This window comes from Photobacterium swingsii, assembly GCF_024346715.1.
Taxonomy (GTDB): domain Bacteria; phylum Pseudomonadota; class Gammaproteobacteria; order Enterobacterales; family Vibrionaceae; genus Photobacterium; species Photobacterium swingsii.
Map to the genome: position 1 here is coordinate 441211 of NZ_AP024852.1, position 18879 is coordinate 460089.

10 protein-coding genes are annotated in these 18879 nt (G+C 46.1%); 6 read left to right on the forward strand and 4 right to left on the reverse strand.

Annotated features, from left to right (window positions below; genetic code table 11):
* The first annotated feature begins 207 nt into the window (after positions 1-207).
* From pdhR to lpdA, 4 genes are all read left to right on the forward strand, one after another.
* On the forward strand, positions 208-981 hold the full coding sequence (pdhR, locus tag OCU77_RS02125) for a pyruvate dehydrogenase complex transcriptional repressor PdhR (protein WP_048899248.1): 774 nt from the start codon (positions 208-210) through the stop codon (positions 979-981).
* A 138-nt stretch (positions 982-1119) separates the two neighbouring features.
* Entirely contained in the window at positions 1120-3783 is a 2664-nt protein-coding gene (gene aceE / locus OCU77_RS02130; protein WP_107302990.1) for a pyruvate dehydrogenase (acetyl-transferring), homodimeric type, read from the forward strand.
* Between the two features lie 13 nt (positions 3784-3796).
* Positions 3797-5683, forward strand: a complete 1887-nt coding sequence (aceF, locus tag OCU77_RS02135) for a pyruvate dehydrogenase complex dihydrolipoyllysine-residue acetyltransferase (protein ID WP_107302989.1) — start codon at positions 3797-3799, stop codon at positions 5681-5683.
* 183 nt (positions 5684-5866) lie between these two features.
* A complete protein-coding gene (lpdA, locus tag OCU77_RS02140) occupies positions 5867-7294 on the forward strand; it encodes a dihydrolipoyl dehydrogenase (RefSeq protein ID WP_048899249.1) in 1428 nt (475 codons plus the stop codon).
* Between the two features lie 95 nt (positions 7295-7389).
* Here lpdA and aphA read toward each other — a convergent pair whose 3' ends face one another.
* The 3 genes from aphA to OCU77_RS02155 form a co-directional block, all read right to left on the reverse strand.
* Positions 7390-8103 carry an acid phosphatase AphA gene (gene aphA / locus OCU77_RS02145; RefSeq protein ID WP_048899250.1) on the reverse strand — a complete coding sequence of 238 codons (714 nt, stop codon included), beginning with the start codon at positions 8101-8103 and terminating at the stop codon, positions 7390-7392.
* 241 nt (positions 8104-8344) lie between these two features.
* Positions 8345-10276: a methyl-accepting chemotaxis protein gene (locus OCU77_RS02150; RefSeq protein WP_048899285.1), complete on the reverse strand. Its 1932-nt coding sequence runs from the start codon at positions 10274-10276 to the stop codon at positions 8345-8347.
* 179 nt (positions 10277-10455) lie between these two features.
* Entirely contained in the window at positions 10456-12372 is a 1917-nt protein-coding gene (locus tag OCU77_RS02155; RefSeq protein ID WP_048899251.1) for a methyl-accepting chemotaxis protein, read from the reverse strand.
* A gap of 51 nt (positions 12373-12423) precedes the next feature.
* Here OCU77_RS02155 and OCU77_RS02160 point away from each other — a divergent pair, with 51 nt between their 5' ends.
* Positions 12424-14736 carry a patatin-like phospholipase family protein gene (locus tag OCU77_RS02160; RefSeq protein ID WP_048899252.1) on the forward strand — a complete coding sequence of 771 codons (2313 nt, stop codon included), beginning with the start codon at positions 12424-12426 and terminating at the stop codon, positions 14734-14736.
* Between the two features lie 221 nt (positions 14737-14957).
* Positions 14958-17555 carry a bifunctional aconitate hydratase 2/2-methylisocitrate dehydratase gene (acnB, locus tag OCU77_RS02165; RefSeq protein ID WP_107302988.1) on the forward strand — a complete coding sequence of 866 codons (2598 nt, stop codon included), beginning with the start codon at positions 14958-14960 and terminating at the stop codon, positions 17553-17555.
* 178 nt (positions 17556-17733) lie between these two features.
* On the opposite strand, the gene OCU77_RS02170 is transcribed toward acnB, so the two are convergent.
* Entirely contained in the window at positions 17734-18876 is a 1143-nt protein-coding gene (locus tag OCU77_RS02170) for a glycerate kinase (RefSeq protein ID WP_048899253.1), read from the reverse strand.
* Between the last annotated feature and the right edge of the window lie 3 nt (positions 18877-18879).

The following is an 18879-nucleotide window of genomic DNA, read 5'->3' on the forward strand; positions in this document are numbered from 1 at the left end:
GAGCTGTGAATTAATTTGTCTTAATAAGTTTTCATAAGTTGAAATTTTTGTTAAATCCCCCTTTGTTCTATGATTTCAGTCAAGTTGCCAGTGGACATCTAAAAAAAATTCTGTAAACTTTCAAATAATTCGTAAATTGGTAATACCAATTATCCACGCAGCGGACTGGCCTGAAACGCGGTTAAGCATAAGAACGATAACGAAAAAATGACTTATAAACGTATCCGTCAACCTAAGCTATCTGACGCTATCGAGCAGGAGATTGAGCGATTGATCCTTGAGGGAATATTATCCCCAGGGCAGCAATTGCCACCTGAGCGTGAGTTAGCCAAACAATTTGATGTGTCACGCCCGTCTGTTCGCGAAGCAATCCAGCGCCTAGAAGCTAAAAATCTCCTCACTCGTCGTCAAGGCGGAGGAACGTTTGTAACCGAAAAACTATGGCAGAGTTTTTCGGAACCCTTACTCGATTTGTTGGCGGCGCACCCAGAAACTCAGCTAGATTTATTGGAAGCGCGCCATGCGCTGGAAGGGCTAGCTGCTTACTACGCTGCATTGCGTGGTAACGAAGAAGATTTTACTCGTATTCGTGACTGTCATGCACGAATTCAAGAAGCTCAGCAGCAAGGCGATTTACATGCAGAAGCTGCCGCGGTTATGCAATACCTGATTGCCGTTACTGAATCGGCACACAATGTGGTATTGCTTCATATCATCCGCAGCCTTGCCCCTATGCTTGAGCAAAACGTATTACAAAACTTTGAACTCCTGAATCGCCGCCAAGAGGTGGTCATGAAGGTGAGCAAACATCGAGCCGATATTGTGCAGGCGATTGTTTCTGGTGAGCCCATTAAGGCTCGTGAAGCATCGCACGCACATTTGGCTTACATCGAGGAAACCTTGTTGGATTTATCGCGTGAAGATAGCAGACGTGAACGCTCTCTTCGTCGTATTCAACAACGCAAGGACGGGCTGGATTAATACCTTCATAACTATAACGAAGGGTATTGACCTGTCGCGACAATATACCAGTCGTCATAACTATCTGAACTCCATAGAGCCGATAGTTATGATGATTGGTATTAAGTTTTGTAGATTATCAACGAAAGGATAGATCGCATGTCTGAAGTCATGAAGAATGACGTTGACGCACTTGAAACTCAAGAGTGGCTAGAAGCTCTTGAATCAGTCGTTCGTGAAGAAGGTGTAGAGCGTGCCCAGTACCTGCTAGAGCAAGTACTAGATAAAGCACGTTTAGATGGCGTAGATATGGCTACGGGCATTACTACCAACTACATCAATACGATTCCTGCAGCACAAGAACCTGCTTACCCAGGTGACACAACACTTGAGCGTCGTATTCGTTCCATTATCCGTTGGAACGCAATCATGATCGTACTACGTGCTTCTAAGAAAGATTTAGACCTAGGTGGCCACATGGCTTCTTACCAGTCTGCTTCTGCATTCTACGAAGTATGTTTCAACCACTTCTTCCGTGCGCCAAACGAAGTAGATGGTGGCGATTTAGTTTACTACCAGGGCCACATCTCTCCAGGTATCTATTCTCGCGCATTTGTTGAAGGCCGCCTAACTGAAGAGCAGCTAGATAACTTCCGTCAAGAAGTTGATGGTAAAGGTATCCCTTCATACCCGCACCCTAAACTAATGCCTGAATTCTGGCAGTTCCCAACTGTTTCTATGGGTCTAGGCCCTATCTCTGCTATCTACCAAGCACGTTTCCTTAAGTACCTTAACGGTCGTGGTTTGAAAGATACTTCAGCTCAACGTGTTTACGCGTTCTTGGGCGATGGTGAGATGGATGAGCCAGAATCACGTGGTGCTATTTCTTTCGCTGCGCGTGAGAAACTAGACAACCTATGTTTCCTAATCAACTGTAACCTACAACGTCTTGACGGTCCTGTAATGGGTAACGGCAAGATCATTCAAGAGCTAGAAGGCCTATTTAAAGGTGCTGGCTGGAATGTGGTTAAAGTGGTTTGGGGTAATAACTGGGATGCGCTACTAGCGAAAGACACTACCGGTAAACTGCTTCAGCTAATGAACGAAACTATCGATGGTGATTACCAGACATTTAAATCTAAAGATGGCGCCTACGTACGTGAGCACTTCTTTGGTAAGTACCCAGAAACAGCTGCACTAGTTGCAGACATGACTGATGACGAAATCTTCGCGCTTAAGCGTGGTGGTCACGAGTCTTCTAAACTGTTCGCTGCGTTCAACAACGCAAAAGAAACAGACGGTAAACCAACTGTAATCCTAGCTAAAACCGTTAAAGGTTACGGCATGGGTGATGCAGCTGAAGGTAAAAACATTGCGCACGGCGTGAAGAAAATGGACATGACACATGTTCTTCACCTACGTGATCGTCTAGGCCTAGAAGATATTCTTCCTGACGAGAAAGTAAGCGAGCTACCTTACCTGAAACTAGAAGAAGGTTCTGCAGAGTACAACTACCTGCACGCACGTCGTAACGCACTGCACGGTTACACGCCTCAGCGTCTTCCTAACTTTACGCAAGAGTTCAAAGTGCCTGAGCTAGATGCATTTGCTCCGCTACTGGGCGAGCAAAAGCGTGATATCTCTACCACTATGGCTTACGTACGTACGCTTAACATCCTGCTTAAAGATAAGAACATTGGTAAGAACATCGTTCCTATCATCTGTGATGAAGCACGTACCTTCGGTATGGAAGGTCTATTCCGTCAGGTTGGTATCTACAACCCACACGGTCAAGAATACACACCTGAAGACCGCGGCGTAGTGTCTTACTACAAAGAAGCGACTTCTGGTCAGGTTCTGCAAGAAGGTATCAACGAACTAGGTTCAATGGCATCTTGGGTTGCTGCTGCAACATCTTACAGCACCAATGATCTACCAATGATCCCATTCTACATCTACTACTCAATGTTCGGTTTCCAACGTATTGGTGACATGGCATGGCTAGCAGGTGACCAACAAGCACGTGGCTTCCTATTAGGTGCTACTGCTGGTCGTACAACGCTAAATGGTGAAGGTCTTCAGCACGAAGATGGCCACTCACACATCATGGCGAACACAGTACCTAACTGTATCTCTTACGACCCAACGTTCGCTTACGAGCTAGCGGTAATCATGCAAGACGGTATCCGTCGCATGTACGGTGAGAACCAAGAGAACGTTTACTACTACCTAACAGTAATGAACGAAAACTACGCAATGCCAGCAATGCCTGAAGGCGCTGAAGAAGGCATCCGTAAGGGTATCTACAAGCTAGAATCTTACGCAGGCGATAAGAAAGTTCAGCTAATGAGCTCTGGTACTATCATGAATGAAGTACGTAAAGCAGCTCAAATCCTAAGCGATGACTACGGTGTTGCATCTGACGTTTACTCAGTAACTTCATTCAATGAACTTACTCGTGACGGTCAAGATGCTGAGCGTTACAACATGCTACACCCAGAAGCAGAGCAAAAAGTACCTTACATCACAACTGCGATGGGTACTGAGCCAGCAATCGCTGCGACGGATTACATGAAGAACTACGCAGAGCAAGTACGTGCATTCATGCCGTCTGAATCTTTCAAAGTTCTTGGTACTGATGGTTTCGGTCGTTCTGACAGCCGTGAGAACCTACGTCGTCACTTCGAAGTTAACGCAGGCTACGTGGTAGTTGCTGCACTGACTGAACTGGCTAACCGTGGTGATGTTGAGAAATCTGTAGTTGCAGAAGCAATTGCTAAATTCAACATCGACGCTGACAAGATCAACCCGCTATACGCGTAAGAGGCAATAAAACATGGCAATCGAAATTAATGTACCTGACATTGGTGCGGACGAGGTTGAAGTAACTGAGATTCTTGTTAGCGTTGGCGACAAGGTTGAAGAAGAGCAATCTCTGATCACTGTAGAAGGCGACAAGGCTTCTATGGAAGTACCAGCTTCTCAGGCGGGTATCGTTAAAGAAATCAAAATCGCTGAAGGCGACTCGGTTTCTACTGGTTCTCTAATCATGATTTTCGAAGCCGAGGGTGCAGCGCAAGCTGCACCTGCTCCAGCGGCTGAAGCAGCTCCAGTAGCAGCTCCAGCAGCGGCAGCAGCGGCTGAACTTAAAGAAGTTCACGTACCGGATATCGGTGGCGACGAAGTAGAAGTTACTGAAATCATGGTAGCTATCGGCGACAGCATCGAAGAAGAGCAATCTCTTCTTACGGTTGAAGGCGATAAAGCATCAATGGAAGTACCAGCACCTTTCGCTGGTGTTCTAAAAGAAATTAAAATTGCAGCGGGCGACAAAGTATCTACTGGTTCTCTAGTAATGATCTTTGAAGTTGCGGGTTCTGGTGCACCAGTTGCTCCAGCAGCAGTTGAAGCGCCAGTAGCGGCAGCTCCAGCAGCTTCTGCAGCAAAAGAAGTTAACGTACCAGACATCGGCGGTGATGAAGTAGAAGTTACTGAAATCATGGTTGCTGTTGGTGATACAGTGGAAGAAGAGCAATCTCTAATCACTGTTGAAGGTGACAAGGCTTCTATGGAAGTGCCTGCACCATTCGCTGGTACGATTAAAGAAATCAAGATTGCAGCTGGCGACAAAGTGTCAACTGGCTCACTAATCATGGTATTCGAAGTAGCGGGCGCAGCACCTGCACCTGTTGCAGCGGCACCTGCTCCGGCAGCCGCTCCAGCTCCAGCTCCTGCGGCGGCACCTGCTAAAGCAGCGGCACCAGCAGCAACAGGCGAGTTCGAAGCAAACAACGAGTACGCACACGCATCTCCAGTTGTTCGTCGTCTTGCACGTGAGTTCGGTGTAAACCTTGCGAAAGTTAAAGGTACTGGCCGTAAGAACCGCATCCAAAAAGAAGATGTTCAAAACTTCGTTAAAGATGCACTTAAGCGTCTTGAGTCTGGTGCGGCAGCAGCAGGCAATGGCGACGGTTCTGCACTTGGTCTACTACCATGGCCAAAAGTTGATTTCAGCAAGTTCGGTGAAACTGAGCTTCAGAAACTGTCTCGTATCAAGAAGATCTCTGGCGCTAACCTGCACCGTAACTGGGTAATGATCCCGCACGTTACACAGTGGGATAATGCAGATATCACAGCGCTAGAAGCATTCCGTAAAGAACAGAATGCAATCGAAGCGAAGAAAGATACAGGCATGAAGATCACTCCACTTGTGTTCATCATGAAAGCTGTAGCGAAAGCACTAGAAGCATTCCCAGCATTCAACTCTTCGCTTTCTGAAGACGGTGAAAACCTAGTTCTTAAGAAGTACGTAAACGTGGGTATCGCTGTTGATACACCAAACGGCCTAGTTGTTCCTGTATTTAAAGACGTGAACAAAAAAGGTATTTACGAGCTTTCTGAAGAGCTAATGGCTATTTCTAAGAAAGCACGTGCTGGTAAGCTAACTGCATCTGATATGCAAGGTGGCTGTTTCACTATCTCTAGCCTTGGTGGCTTAGGTGGTACTGCGTTCACGCCAATCGTGAATGCACCAGAAGTAGGTATCCTAGGTGTATCTAAGTCTGAAATGAAACCAGTATGGAACGGCAAGGACTTCGAACCTCGCCTAATGCTTCCTCTATCACTATCTTACGATCACCGCGTGATCGATGGTGCTGAAGGTGCACGTTTCATCACTTACCTAAACGGTTGTCTATCAGATATTCGCCGTTTAGTGCTTTAAGGTTTCAATCGCAACGTCCATGCCTGTAATAACAGGCATGGAATTGTTGTGCAGCTCACAGGCTATGGCAATTTACTTTTCAGTTTGTTAACACCTCTGTAAACTTGTTGGCTAACTGAAAGAAAAAGTAGAACATAAAAGAACATCGCCTGTTAGGGATATAAGACTTACAACGAGGTCATGATGAGTAAAGAAATTAAAGCTCAGGTAGTGGTATTGGGTTCAGGCCCTGCTGGTTATTCTGCAGCGTTCCGTTGCGCAGACTTAGGTCTGGATACAGTTCTAATCGAAAAATTCAACACCCTAGGTGGTGTATGTCTAAACGTGGGTTGTATCCCATCTAAAGCTCTACTTCACGTAGCGAAAGTTATCGAAGAAGCTAAAGCTATGGCTGAACACGGTGTTGTTTTCGGTGAGCCTCAGACCGATATCAACAAAATCCGTCTTTGGAAAGACAAAGTAATTACCCAACTAACTGGCGGTCTTGGCGGTATGGCTAAGATGCGTAAAGTTAACATCGTTAACGGTTACGGTAAATTTACTGGTCCTAATACTATTGTTGTTGAAGGTGAAGAAGGTCAAACGACTGTTAACTTCGACAATGCAATCATCGCTGCAGGTTCTCGTCCTATCGAGCTTCCGTTCATTCCGCATGAAGATCCACGTATCTGGGATTCAACTGACGCACTTGAACTGAAAGAAGTACCTGAGAAGCTACTTGTTATGGGTGGCGGTATCATCGGCCTAGAAATGGGTACGGTTTACCACTCGCTAGGTTCTCAGATCGACGTTGTTGAAATGTTTGATCAAGTGATCCCAGCAGCAGATAAAGACATCATCAAAGTCTTCACTAAGCGCATCAAGAAGAAATTCAACCTGATGCTAGAGACGAAAGTGACGGCTGTTGAAGCGAAAGAAGATGGTATCTACGTTTCAATGGAAGGCAAAAAAGCACCTTCAGAGCCTGTACGTTACGATGCTGTTCTTGTTGCTATCGGTCGTGTACCAAACGGTAAACTTCTAGACGCTGAAAAAGCGGGCCTTGAAGTTGACGAGCGTGGCTTCATCAACGTTGATAAGCAAATGCGTACTAACGTACCGCACATTCACGCTATCGGTGATATCGTTGGTCAACCAATGCTTGCTCACAAAGGTGTGCATGAAGGCCACGTAGCAGCTGAAGTTATTTCTGGTAAGAAGCACTACTTCGATCCTAAAGTCATTCCTTCAATTGCCTACACTGAGCCAGAAGTTGCGTGGGTTGGTAAGACTGAGAAAGAAGCGAAAGCTGAAGGCATCAACTACGAAGTTGCGACCTTCCCTTGGGCGGCTTCTGGTCGTGCAATCGCATCTGATTGTGCTGACGGTATGACGAAGATGATCTTCGACAAAGACACGCACCGTGTTATCGGTGGTGCTATCGTTGGTACGAACGGTGGTGAGCTACTAGGTGAAATCGGTCTAGCGATCGAGATGGGTTGTGATGCAGAAGATATCGCACTAACAATCCACGCGCACCCAACGCTACACGAATCTATCGGCCTAGCGGCTGAAGTATTTGAAGGCTCAATCACTGACCTTCCAAATGCAAAAGCAGTAAAGCGTAAGTAATTACCTCACTGTTTATTGAATAAGAAAAAAGCGCCCCTTTGATGAGGGGCGCTTTTTTTGTACCTATTCTTCCATCTTATGGAGATAGGTTGGAATTAGTATTGTGAGTCTTTAACGATCTTCTCACCATAGATACCGTTTTGCGGTACAGGCTTGTAGCTAGAAGCCGAGTTACGCATGATACGGATCCCTTCCGCTCCCGCATTACGCGCTGAAATCACGTCACCGTCTGAATCGCCGTAGTACATCTTGATGTTGTTGGCTTTAATGTACTTGGTCTTGGTGTATTCAGTTTTGCTTGAGCCGGCAAAAATTACCTTGTTCATTTTCTCAATGCCGAAGGTATCTTTGAGGTATTGCGTTGAAATTTCACACTTAGAACCTGTACGGCCTGTGATGAAGAAAATGCTATCACCGCGTTTTTGGTGCATGGTGATTAGTTTTTGGCCCACTTCTTTAGGTAGGCTGAACTTTTCCCATTCACAGTTCATTTTATCCCAAAATTTCTGAGATTTTAGGTAGCTGTAACCATTTGGCGAGAACTGTTGCTGACCACGGTAAAAGCCCGGAGAGCTAAAAAGAACCGTATCATCAATATCAAAACCGACTGCCATTGGTGGCTTACCTTCGAGGCTCTTAGCGATATCATCAACGGATACCCAGTGTAGTTGTGCTGGTTCACCCTGCTGCATGATTTCCACAGAGCTGAAGCCTGTTTCTGTTCCAGGAAGTTTAGGATCGGCAAAGGCTGAGCCTGATGCGAAAGCACAAGCTAATAGGGAAGAGACGGCAATTGTAGTGAGTTTCATTGTTTTGTTTTTTAGTTATTGATCAAATTGAGGTGTAAAAGTACCCCTCTGTGACACATTAAAATCTAGCGAGAGTCACAAAATACTAACCACGTAGCATAATGTTATTTTACGATTTTCAGTCATTGACAGCCTTTATTACGTAGTGAAGGTCGAATTTATCAATTTCTAGCCATAAAAAAGGAGAGCCGAAGCTCTCCAATTTGTCGTTGGCTGTAATGCTGAAGTGTTCAAGCAAATGTTATAGCTTAAAGGTGCCTACCATGCTGTCTAGGCGCTGGGATAGGGCACGCAGCTCTTGGCTTGAGTCGGCCAATTGCGCGGCAGTATCAGCCGTACGTTGGGTCGTTTCATTAATTTCTTCAATGTTGCAGTTTATGTCGTTAACCACAGTCGATTGTTCTTCGGTTGCGGTTGCCACTTGGGTGTTCATGTCTGAAATTAAGGTGATACGGTCAGCAATGGACACCAATGCCGCTGATGCTTCATCGGCCGCAGACACACCGTCAGAAGTTAGCTGACGGCTTTGTTGCATCGCCCCGACCGCATTACCCGCTTCCTCTTGCAGACGATTAATCATGTTTTGAATTTCATTGGTTGAATCTGAGGTGCGACTGGCTAAGTTACGCACTTCATCGGCAACCACAGCAAAACCACGACCTTGTTCACCTGCGCGCGCGGCTTCAATTGCGGCATTAAGTGCCAGCAAATTAGTTTGCTCTGAAATACCACGGATCGTATCAAGAATGCTGCCAATGGCTTGGGTGTTGTTAGCGAGTGAGCCAATCACGTCGCTGACTTGTGCCACATCGTTAGATAGCTGATTGATGGTATTACGGGCTTTTCCCACAACATTTTGGCCATTTTGAGTTTCCCCTTCGGCATTTTGTGCTGCGTCAGCGGCTTGGGCGGCATTGCCGGCGATTTCATTGACCGTCGCCCCCATCTGATTAATTGCCGTCACCACTTGAATCGTACGGTCACGTTGGCTATGGCTATTATCAAGTGTCAGCTGAGCTTGAGAGGCAACAGCTTCTGCGGCACTGCGTAAGGCATTCCCTGTTTCGGCAACATCTTGTACCGAGCTGTGGATCTTGCTGATAAAGCTATTAAAGCCTTGAGATAGCTGTGCGATCTCGTCTTTGCCTTCGATATTGATACGGTGGCGTAAATCGCCTTCCCCTTCGCCTAAGTCTTTAAAAACGGCTGCGAGGTTGGCAATTGGTCGAGTAATTGAATTTGCTAGCCAGAGCGCAGCAAGGGCAAATAGAGCGGCAATGACTAAGGTCCACACCATGATTTGTTGAGTGGCTTTATTGAGCTCTGAGAATATTTCGTGCTGTGGAACTTCAGCAACCACGTACCAATCCATAGAGGGAATATAGCTTGTCGCAACGATGAGCTTCTGGCCATCGCGCTCAACAGTCGCAAAATTAAAATCACTCTGGTTCAGTAGCTGTTGGCTTGCTGGTGCCGCATATTCAGATTGAAGGGTCGCTTTACCTAACTTCTGAGTGTTTTTATGTAGGCGCACCTTACCTTGATTATCAACAAGGTAGATAAAACCAGTTTGCTCCAGAGTGAATTGGTTGATGAACTTTACCATCCCATTCATGGATTTAGCTAAACCTGCTAGGGTACTACCGTGCGGATTTTGGTAGTTAAGGAATAACTTCACTTCACCACTGTCTTCACGGTACACACTCAAGGATTTTTCCTGACCACTTGCTACCAGCTTGGTGAACCAACCATTTTCACGGTGTTGGCGAGAGGCCGTAAAGCTGTCCATCCAGTAAGTACCGGTTTGACGGTTCGCGATTGAGGCATCAATCAGTTGGTATTGCTGCTTAACGGCTTTGAGCTCATCAAGAATTATTTTGTCTTGAGTCGCGCTTAGCGCTTGGCTAGCGATAGGTGATGACTGGACTTTTTCTGTGAGTAGACGGCTATTCCCCAGTTGTTCTGCTGCGGCTAATAAGATCGAGATCTCTTTATCGATGCTGCGATTAAACTGCATCAAGGTTGCAGGAAGCTCAGACTTAAGTAAACGCTGTTCAACCACATGATGAGCTTGACGCTGGCTGACAAAACCAACCAAGGAGGTCGATATTAAGATGGCAAAAATAAAGCTAAAGGCTAACTTTTGCTTGATGGTTAACTGTTTAATATTCATTGGTTTGTTAATCGAATCGTGAGCAATCGCCATACCTCATGTACCGACGTTTACCCTTGTTGAACAAGGTGCTTCCTGCTTTGACTGGTTACTTGCAATTTATTGCTTTTTTGGTTTGCCAGAGGCTAAAAAGGGAAAGCCGAAGCCTTCCCTTTAGGTATTGTTATTCTTGTTATTGTTTACAGCTTGAACGTACCAACCATGGTGTCTAAGCGCTGAGATAATGCGCGTAGCTCTTGGCTAGAGTCCGCGAGCTCTGCGGCGGTTTCTGCGGTACGTTGGGTTGTTTCGTTGATCTCTTCAATGTTGCAGTTGATGTCATTCACCACAGTCGATTGCTCTTCTGTTGCGGTTGCCACCTGGGTGTTCATATCTGAAATCAGGGTGATGCGATCTGCGATCGATACTAGAGCGCCTGATGCTTCATCGGCTGCTGAGACACCATCAGAGGTTAGCTGGCGGCTTTGCTGCATAGCGTTTACAGCATTGCTTGCTTCTTCTTGTAGACGGTTAATCATTGACTGAATTTCGTCGGTAGAATCTGAAGTGCGACTTGCTAAGCTACGAACCTCATCGGCCACAACCGCAAAGCCACGGCCTTGCTCACCTGCACGTGCCGCTTCAATCGCGGCATTTAATGCTAATAAGTTCGTCTGTTCTGAAATACCACGGATAGTATCAAGGATACTGCCAATAGCTTGGGTGTTATTCGCCAGCGAGCCAATCACATCACTCACTTGCGCGACATCATTAGAGAGTTGGTTTATGCTGTTACGTGCTTGCCCAACAACATCTTGGCCGTTTTGTGTTTCGCTTTCTGCGTTGTGGGCAGCATCCGCAGCTTGGGCGGCATTACCTGCAATCTCGTTTACCGTTGCGCCCATTTCGTTAATCGCAGTTACAACTTGAATGGTGCGGTCACGTTGGCTGTGGCTATTATCCAGTGTTAGCTGAGCTTGTGAAGCCACAGCTTCAGCGGCACTACGTAAAGAGTTACCAGTTTCAGCTACTTCACGAACGGAGCTGTGGATTTTGCTGATGAAGCTATTAAAGCCTTCTGACAGTTGCGCGATTTCATCTTTGCCTTCAACGTCGATACGGTGACGTAAATCACCTTCACCTTCGCCAAGATCTTTAAATACTGCAGCAAGGTTGGCGATAGGGCGAGTCACAGAGCTTGCTAAAACGATAGCAACAAAAATGAACAAGGCGGCGATACCGAATGTCCAAAGCATGATTTGGGTCGTTGCTTTATCGAGTTCAGAGAAAGCTTCATGTTTCGGTAATTCAGCTACGACATACCAGTCCATCGATGGGATGTAGCTAGTCGCAACTAAGGTTGCTGTACCATTGATATCTGCTTCCGTGATATTAATATCGTGTTTATTGAGGATTTTACGAGAAACATTGGCACCGTAAAGCTGGTCTAAACTGGTTTTACCCATTTTAGAGGTATCTTTGTGCAAGCGCACTTGGCCACTCGCATCAACAAGGTAGACAAACCCTGTTTGTTCTAATTGGAATTGGTTGATGAGGCGAACCATATCATCCAGTGATTTGGACAGGCCTGCCATGCCTTTACCATTGAGCTGTTGGTAGTTAACGAAAAGTTTTACGTCGCCGTTATCTTCACGAAACACGTTAAGCATGCGGGCTTGGTTACCAGCGGTAAAGCCGTAGAACCAGCTGTCTTGTTGTTGATTCAAACGGCGAAGAAAACCGTTTTGGTTCCAGTAATCGCCTGTAGAGCGATCTGCAACAGATGCATCAAATAGTTGATATTGATTTTTGGTATCATTCAATACTTGAATTAAATTTTGTTCTTGAGCATCACTTTGATCTGAGTTGTAGAACTCAAGAATAAAGCGGTTGGTAGCAACTTGCTCTGCCGCAGATTGAAGCAGTGAAACTTCTTTATCAATAGCGTTACGAATCTGCATTAAGGTTGCTGGTAATTCAGAGTTAAGCAATCTGCTTTCAACAACGTTACGCGCTTGATTTTGACTAATGAACCCAACTAAAGCAGTAGAAGCCAGTACGGCGAGTACCATCGCAAATATTAGCTTTTGTTTTATGGTTAAGTGATTGAATTTCATAAGGCTTAGCTGTTTCTTTTATAGGAATGAGTAGAAGAGTAGAACACGAAGATGATAACGAGACTTTTCCCCGCAGCTATTCAGGCTCTACAGCCCAGTTGTTATCTGCCGCTAAAGCGTAATTCTTTAGCTTTATTTGCACTATTTTGCAGTTTTATTTACTCCTCAAATGTTTTGGCGCAGGAACGTCCCAAAATAGGTCTGGTACTGGGTGGTGGCGGAGCCAAAGGTGCGGCACATATTGGTGTGTTACGGGCGCTTGAAGAGATGCACATCCCCGTTGATTATATTGCAGGTACCAGTATGGGAGCCTATGTTGGCGGACTGTACGCAACGGGCATGAGTGCAGATGAAATTGAATCTTTCTTAGAGACGGTCGATTGGCAAAATGGTTACAAAGACCGAGTTGAGCGTAGTGATCGACGCGTACGCGATAAGCAAAAAGAGGATCGCTTTCAAATAGGCACAGATATTGGTTTTGGTCTCTGGCAATTTAAAGTACCGAAAGGGTTCGTTCAAGGACAAAACATGGCAAAGATCCTACGTGAAACAACGGGGAATATTGCCGCCAAAGACAGCTTTGATTTATTGCCGATTCCTTTTCGAGCGATGGCAACCGATATTGAGAATCTAACCTCAGTAGAACTAAAAAGTGGCGATCTAGTACGAGCGATGCAGGCAAGTATGTCTATTCCTGCCATTTTGCCTCCCTTGGAGTTAAATGATCAGCTATTGGTCGACGGTGGGATCACCAATAACTTACCTGTGTCTGTCGTTAAAGCGATGGGGGCTGATATTGTTATTGCTGTTGATATCAGTAATGAGTTTAAAGGGCGTGACGAGTTAAAAAGTTATTTTGCAGTGATGGATCAGCTGACAGACTTTATGATCCGAAAAAATACCGAACACCAATTGAGTCTGCTTACCGATAGCGACATATTGCTTAAGCCTGATGTTAAAGGTATCTCAACCACAGATATGGCGAAAATGTCGGAAGCCAGTGAACGAGGTTATGAAGCGACTAAGGCGTTGGCACCACAACTTGCTAAGCTGGGCAACAGTATTGCTTTTCAAAACTATATTGATAAAAAACAACAACTACGCGGTGAGTTAGAGCGTGTTGATGATGTGTATGTCCATAAAATTGAACTGGTAAATGAAAGCCATTATTCAGATCAAGTGCTATTAAACCGTCTTAATTTGCAAGAAGGCCAAGAGCTGAATACTGAACAACTTGAAGCGGGTATTAGCAGTCTCTATGCCTTGGATCGATTTGAGCGCATTGATTACCATCTGCTCCAAGAAGGGGATCAAAATGTTGTGCAAGTGGATGTGCGAGAAAAAAGCTGGGGCCCTAATTATATCGATTTGCGGTTTGCCCTCGAAGATGACTTCAATAACGTTACCAAATATTCATTAGGGATTGGCTTTAATGTTACAGGCTTAAGTGAGTCTGGCGCTGAGTGGCGAACAGAACTTGAGTTTGGTTCCGATAAGCGAGCCAGTACTGAGCTGTACCTGCCTTTTGCTGACGAGCAAGAGTGGTTTGGTCTGCTGGGGGCTGAGTATAGTGTGGAGCGCCGCAACGTGCCGCCCGCTTTTGCATCGCCAGAATTACCAGATGAGCGATTTATTGACCCTGTAAACTATGACAGGTTTACCTTGGATGCATCAGTTGGCTGGCAGCCACAGCTATGGCAAGAATTGAACTTAGGTTATCGCTATATTTTGGGGACAACAGAATTTGTTAACTTCCCTCAATCCGGTCGCCAGAAGCGTCGCAGTTTACAAGGGTATACTCGATTTAATTATGACACCTTAGATGATATTGCGATGCCGACGCAGGGTAATTTACTCAAGCTTGAGTTAGCGGTGTCGAATGATGATTTGGAGTTTGATGGCAATGGTTCATCGAAAGATGTATCGACCAGTATCGACTTTGTCTGGAAAGGGGCCTACACCATAGATCGCCATACCTTCATGGGGAAAGGTGAGTATGGAAGAATTGACTCTGATTCACCTTATCCACTAGACCCTAAAGAATTAGGGGGCTTTTTGAATCTATCTGGTGCGCCGAAAGGCATTATTGCGGCCAAGAACAAAATATTTACCGCAGCCATCTATCGTTATCGCATCATGGATAATGACTTTGGTTTGTTCCAGTCACCTGTTTATATCGGCGGTTCGGCTGAGTGGGGAGGGGTGTACAACAGTACGAAATCATCACTTTCGGAGATTCCGACCTATTTTGCAGGCAGCATTTTTACTGGGATAAGCACACCAGCAGGGCCATTAATCTTTGCATATGGCAAAACTGAGCGTAACTACTCTTCATTTTACGTACAATTTGGTGGATCGTTCTAAAATTATGTGTCGGTATTAATATACAGAAGTGTGAATGTTGTAAAAGATTGGTTGATTTTAAATTTACGTTAAAAGTGGTATGCTGACCAAACGGTTTTGGTCTCTTCTGGGTGCATTTGAATCTGATAGTGTTCGTGAAAATACAAGGTTCAGGCAGGGAGACCAATCACTTCCAAGGATGTTTAGCCGCAAAGGTTAAACCGAAATAAGAGGAATATGTCGTGCTTGAAGCCTACCGTAAACACGTCGAAGAACGTGCTGCAGAAGGAGTTGTTCCTAAGCCTCTCGATGCTGAGCAAGTTGCCGCTCTGGTTGAATTACTCAAAAATCCACCAGCAAGCGAAGAAGCCTTTCTGTTAGATTTACTCGAAAATCGTATTCCCCCTGGTGTCGATGAAGCCGCTTATGTGAAAGCTGGCTTTTTGGCGGCTCTGACTAAAGGCGAAGTTTCTTCTCCCATTGTTTCTGCTGAAAAAGCGGCTGAGTTATTAGGGACGATGCAAGGCGGCTATAACATAGACCCGCTGATCGCACTGCTCGAAAATGACCAACTGGCTCCAATTGCCGTTAAGGCGCTTTCTCACACGCTATTAATGTTTGATGCTTTCTATGATGTAGAAGAAAAAGCCAAAGCAGGTAATGCATTTGCACAGCAAGTTCTTCAGTCGTGGGCAGATGCCGAATGGTTCTTATCGAAACCAGAATTGGCAGAAAAAATCACGCTAACCGTCTTTAAAGTGACGGGTGAAACGAACACCGATGATCTTTCACCTGCTCCTGATGCTTGGTCTCGTCCCGATATTCCACTTCATGCCCTTGCGATGCTGAAAAATGAACGCGAAGGGATAGAGCCTGATCAACATGGTGCTATTGGCCCGATCAAGCAAATTGAAGCGCTTCAACAAAAAGGTCATCAATTGGTTTATGTTGGTGATGTTGTGGGGACGGGGTCGTCACGTAAATCAGCCACTAACTCTGTACTGTGGTTTATGGGCGACGACATTCCGAATGTACCGAACAAGCGTGCCGGTGGTTATGTACTGGGTGGTAAGATAGCGCCAATTTTCTTCAATACCATGGAAGATGCGGGAGCATTACCTATTGAAGTTGATGTCACAGCACTCAATATGGGTGATGTGATTGATGTTTACCCATTTAAAGGAGAAGTCCGTCGACATGGTAGCGAAGAGGTTGTATCAACTTTTGCGCTGAAAACGGATGTTTTGATTGATGAGGTGCGTGCTGGCGGGCGTATTCCACTGATCATTGGTCGTGGCCTTACTGATCGTGCACGCCAATCACTTGGTTTGCCATCTTCCGATATTTTCCGCCGCCCAGTAGCCGTCGCGGATTCTGGTAAAGGCTATAGCCTAGCGCAGAAAATGGTGGGTAAAGCGTGTGGCGTAGAAGGTATTCGCCCTGGTACTTATTGTGAACCTAAGATGACCACGGTTGGCTCGCAAGACACCACAGGCCCAATGACCCGTGATGAGCTGAAAGATTTAGCCTGCCTAGGCTTCTCTGCTGAGCTGACGATGCAGTCTTTCTGTCACACCTCGGCGTACCCAAAACCAATCGACGTCAATACACACCATACGCTACCTGATTTTATTATGAATCGTGGTGGTGTCTCGCTTCGTCCGGGGGATGGTGTCATTCACTCATGGTTAAATCGCATGCTACTGCCTGATACTGTTGGTACGGGTGGTGATTCGCATACACGTTTCCCTCTTGGTATTTCATTCCCTGCAGGCTCTGGCTTGGTGGCATTTGCTGCAGCAACAGGTGTTATGCCGTTGGATATGCCGGAATCTATCTTGGTGCGTTTTAAAGGTGAGATGCAAGAAGGGATCACGCTGCGTGATCTGGTACATGCTATTCCTTACTACGCGATCCAACAAGGCCTGCTGACAGTTGAGAAAGCAGGTAAGATCAATGAATTCTCTGGCCGAGTGTTAGAAATTGAAGGTGTTGAGCACTTAACGGTTGAGCAAGCGTTTGAGCTGTCGGACGCATCGGCAGAGCGTAGTGCTGCGGGTTGTACGGTTAAGCTATCGCCTGAATCGATTACTGAATACTTGAACTCCAATATCGTGATGCTCAAGTGGATGATCGCAGAAGGTTATGGCGATCGTCGTACGATCGAGCGTCGTATCTCCGCGATGGAAGCCTGGGTAACAAATCCAGAGTTAATGGAAGCGGACAAAGATGCGGAATATGCGCATGTCATTGAAATTGATTTAGCCGAGATCACGCAACCGATCCTTTGTGCACCAAACGATCCTGATGACGCGCGTTTACTGTCGGATGTTCAAGGTACGCAGATTGATGAAGTCTTCATTGGTTCTTGTATGACGAACATTGGCCACTTCCGCGCAGCAGGTAAGTTACTTGAGAAGTTTGGTGGCCAATTAGATACGCGTTTGTGGGTCGCGCCGCCAACTAAGATGGATAAGGATCAGCTTACTGAAGAAGGTTACTACGGCATCTTCGGCCGTGCTGGTGTACGTATTGAAACCCCAGGGTGTTCATTATGTATGGGTAACCAAGCCCGTGTTGCAGATAAAGCCACAGTGATGTCGACCTCTACACGTAATTTCCCGAACCGTTTAGGAACAGGAGCGAATGTGTACTTGTCATCAGCAGAGCTGGCCGCTGTCGGTGCTATTCTCGGTCGTATCCCGACCAAAGAAGAGTATTTAGAGTACGCGAAGCAAATTGATGCAACCGCAGCAGATACTTACCGTTACTTGAACTTCCATCGTATGGATGCTTACACCAAGAAAGCAGACGATGTCATTGTTCAAACGGCCGTGTAGCTGATCATTAAGTGCCTAGGACTAGGCACTTACCACCTTTCTCGGTGATAGATAAAGCAAAGCCCTCATGATGAGGGCTTTTTTACATTGGAAGATCTTTGTCTTCTCTGTCTCTCTTTTACACGTCAGTGTTGGTGTTGTTATCGGGTGTCAGTGCTGGTGGAACAGGCACTTTGGATTACTTATTGAGTAGTCCTAGTTTTAAAACGCGTGCCACATTGGCTGATGTCAGCTCAACGTTGACAGATGCATCACGTAGGGCTTCTTCAAGGGATACTGAGCGTGGAACCACACTAAATACCGCATCGATACCGTGATCATGCACGACATGGCAATCATTAGATAAACACCCAGCAATCCCAATAACTGGAATGCCAAAGGCTTTTGCACTACGTGCAACACCAATTGGGGTTTTACCATGAATGGTTTGGCTATCAATACGGCCTTCGCCAGTGATCACTAAATCGGCATCTGCTAATTGTGCTTTTAGATCAACTGCGTCCATCACTATTTCAATGCCCGGGCGCAGGTTTGCTGATAACAGACCGATTAATGCTGCGCCTAATCCCCCCGCTGCACCTGCCCCTGCAGTCTCTTTCACGTCATTACCTAGTTGCGTTTTAATGACGTCGGCATAGTGTGCAAGGTTGGCATCGAGTTGCTCAACCATGGCAGGCGTTGCCCCTTTTTGTGGGCCAAAAATATGTGACGCACCTTTAGGGCCACACAGTGGGTTATCAACGTCACAAGCCACTTCGAGGTTGATCTTCGCTAACCGAGGATCGACGTTATCCATCTTGATGGTTGCAAGGCGGGCGAGTGCACCACCACCGTAACCAATTTCTTTGCCAGAAGCATCAAGCAGTTGGATGCCAAGGGCTTGCGCCATACCGATACCACCATCATTGGTTGCGCTGCCGCCAATACCGACGATGATATGCTCAACCCCTTTATCTAACGCAGCAGTGATCAATTCACCAGTGCCGTAAGTGGTTGTTTGTAGTGGATTGCGTTGTTCAGTCGGCACCAAGTGTAGCCCCGATGCCGCTGCCATCTCTATGATTGCTGTTTTGCCATCGCCCATCAGGCCATAAAAAGCATCAACTTGTTCGCCTAAAGGCCCTGTAACACGGCACTCAACAATCGAGCCTTGGGTGGCATCGACCAGTGATTGCACTGTGCCTTCACCGCCGTCAGCCATTGGCAGTTTATGGTATTCAGCGTCAGGTAATACTTGACGAAAGCCCGCTTCAACTGCGATTGCCACTTCCATTGCCGATAGGCTTTCTTTGTATGAGTCGGGTGCGATAACAATTTTCATAAT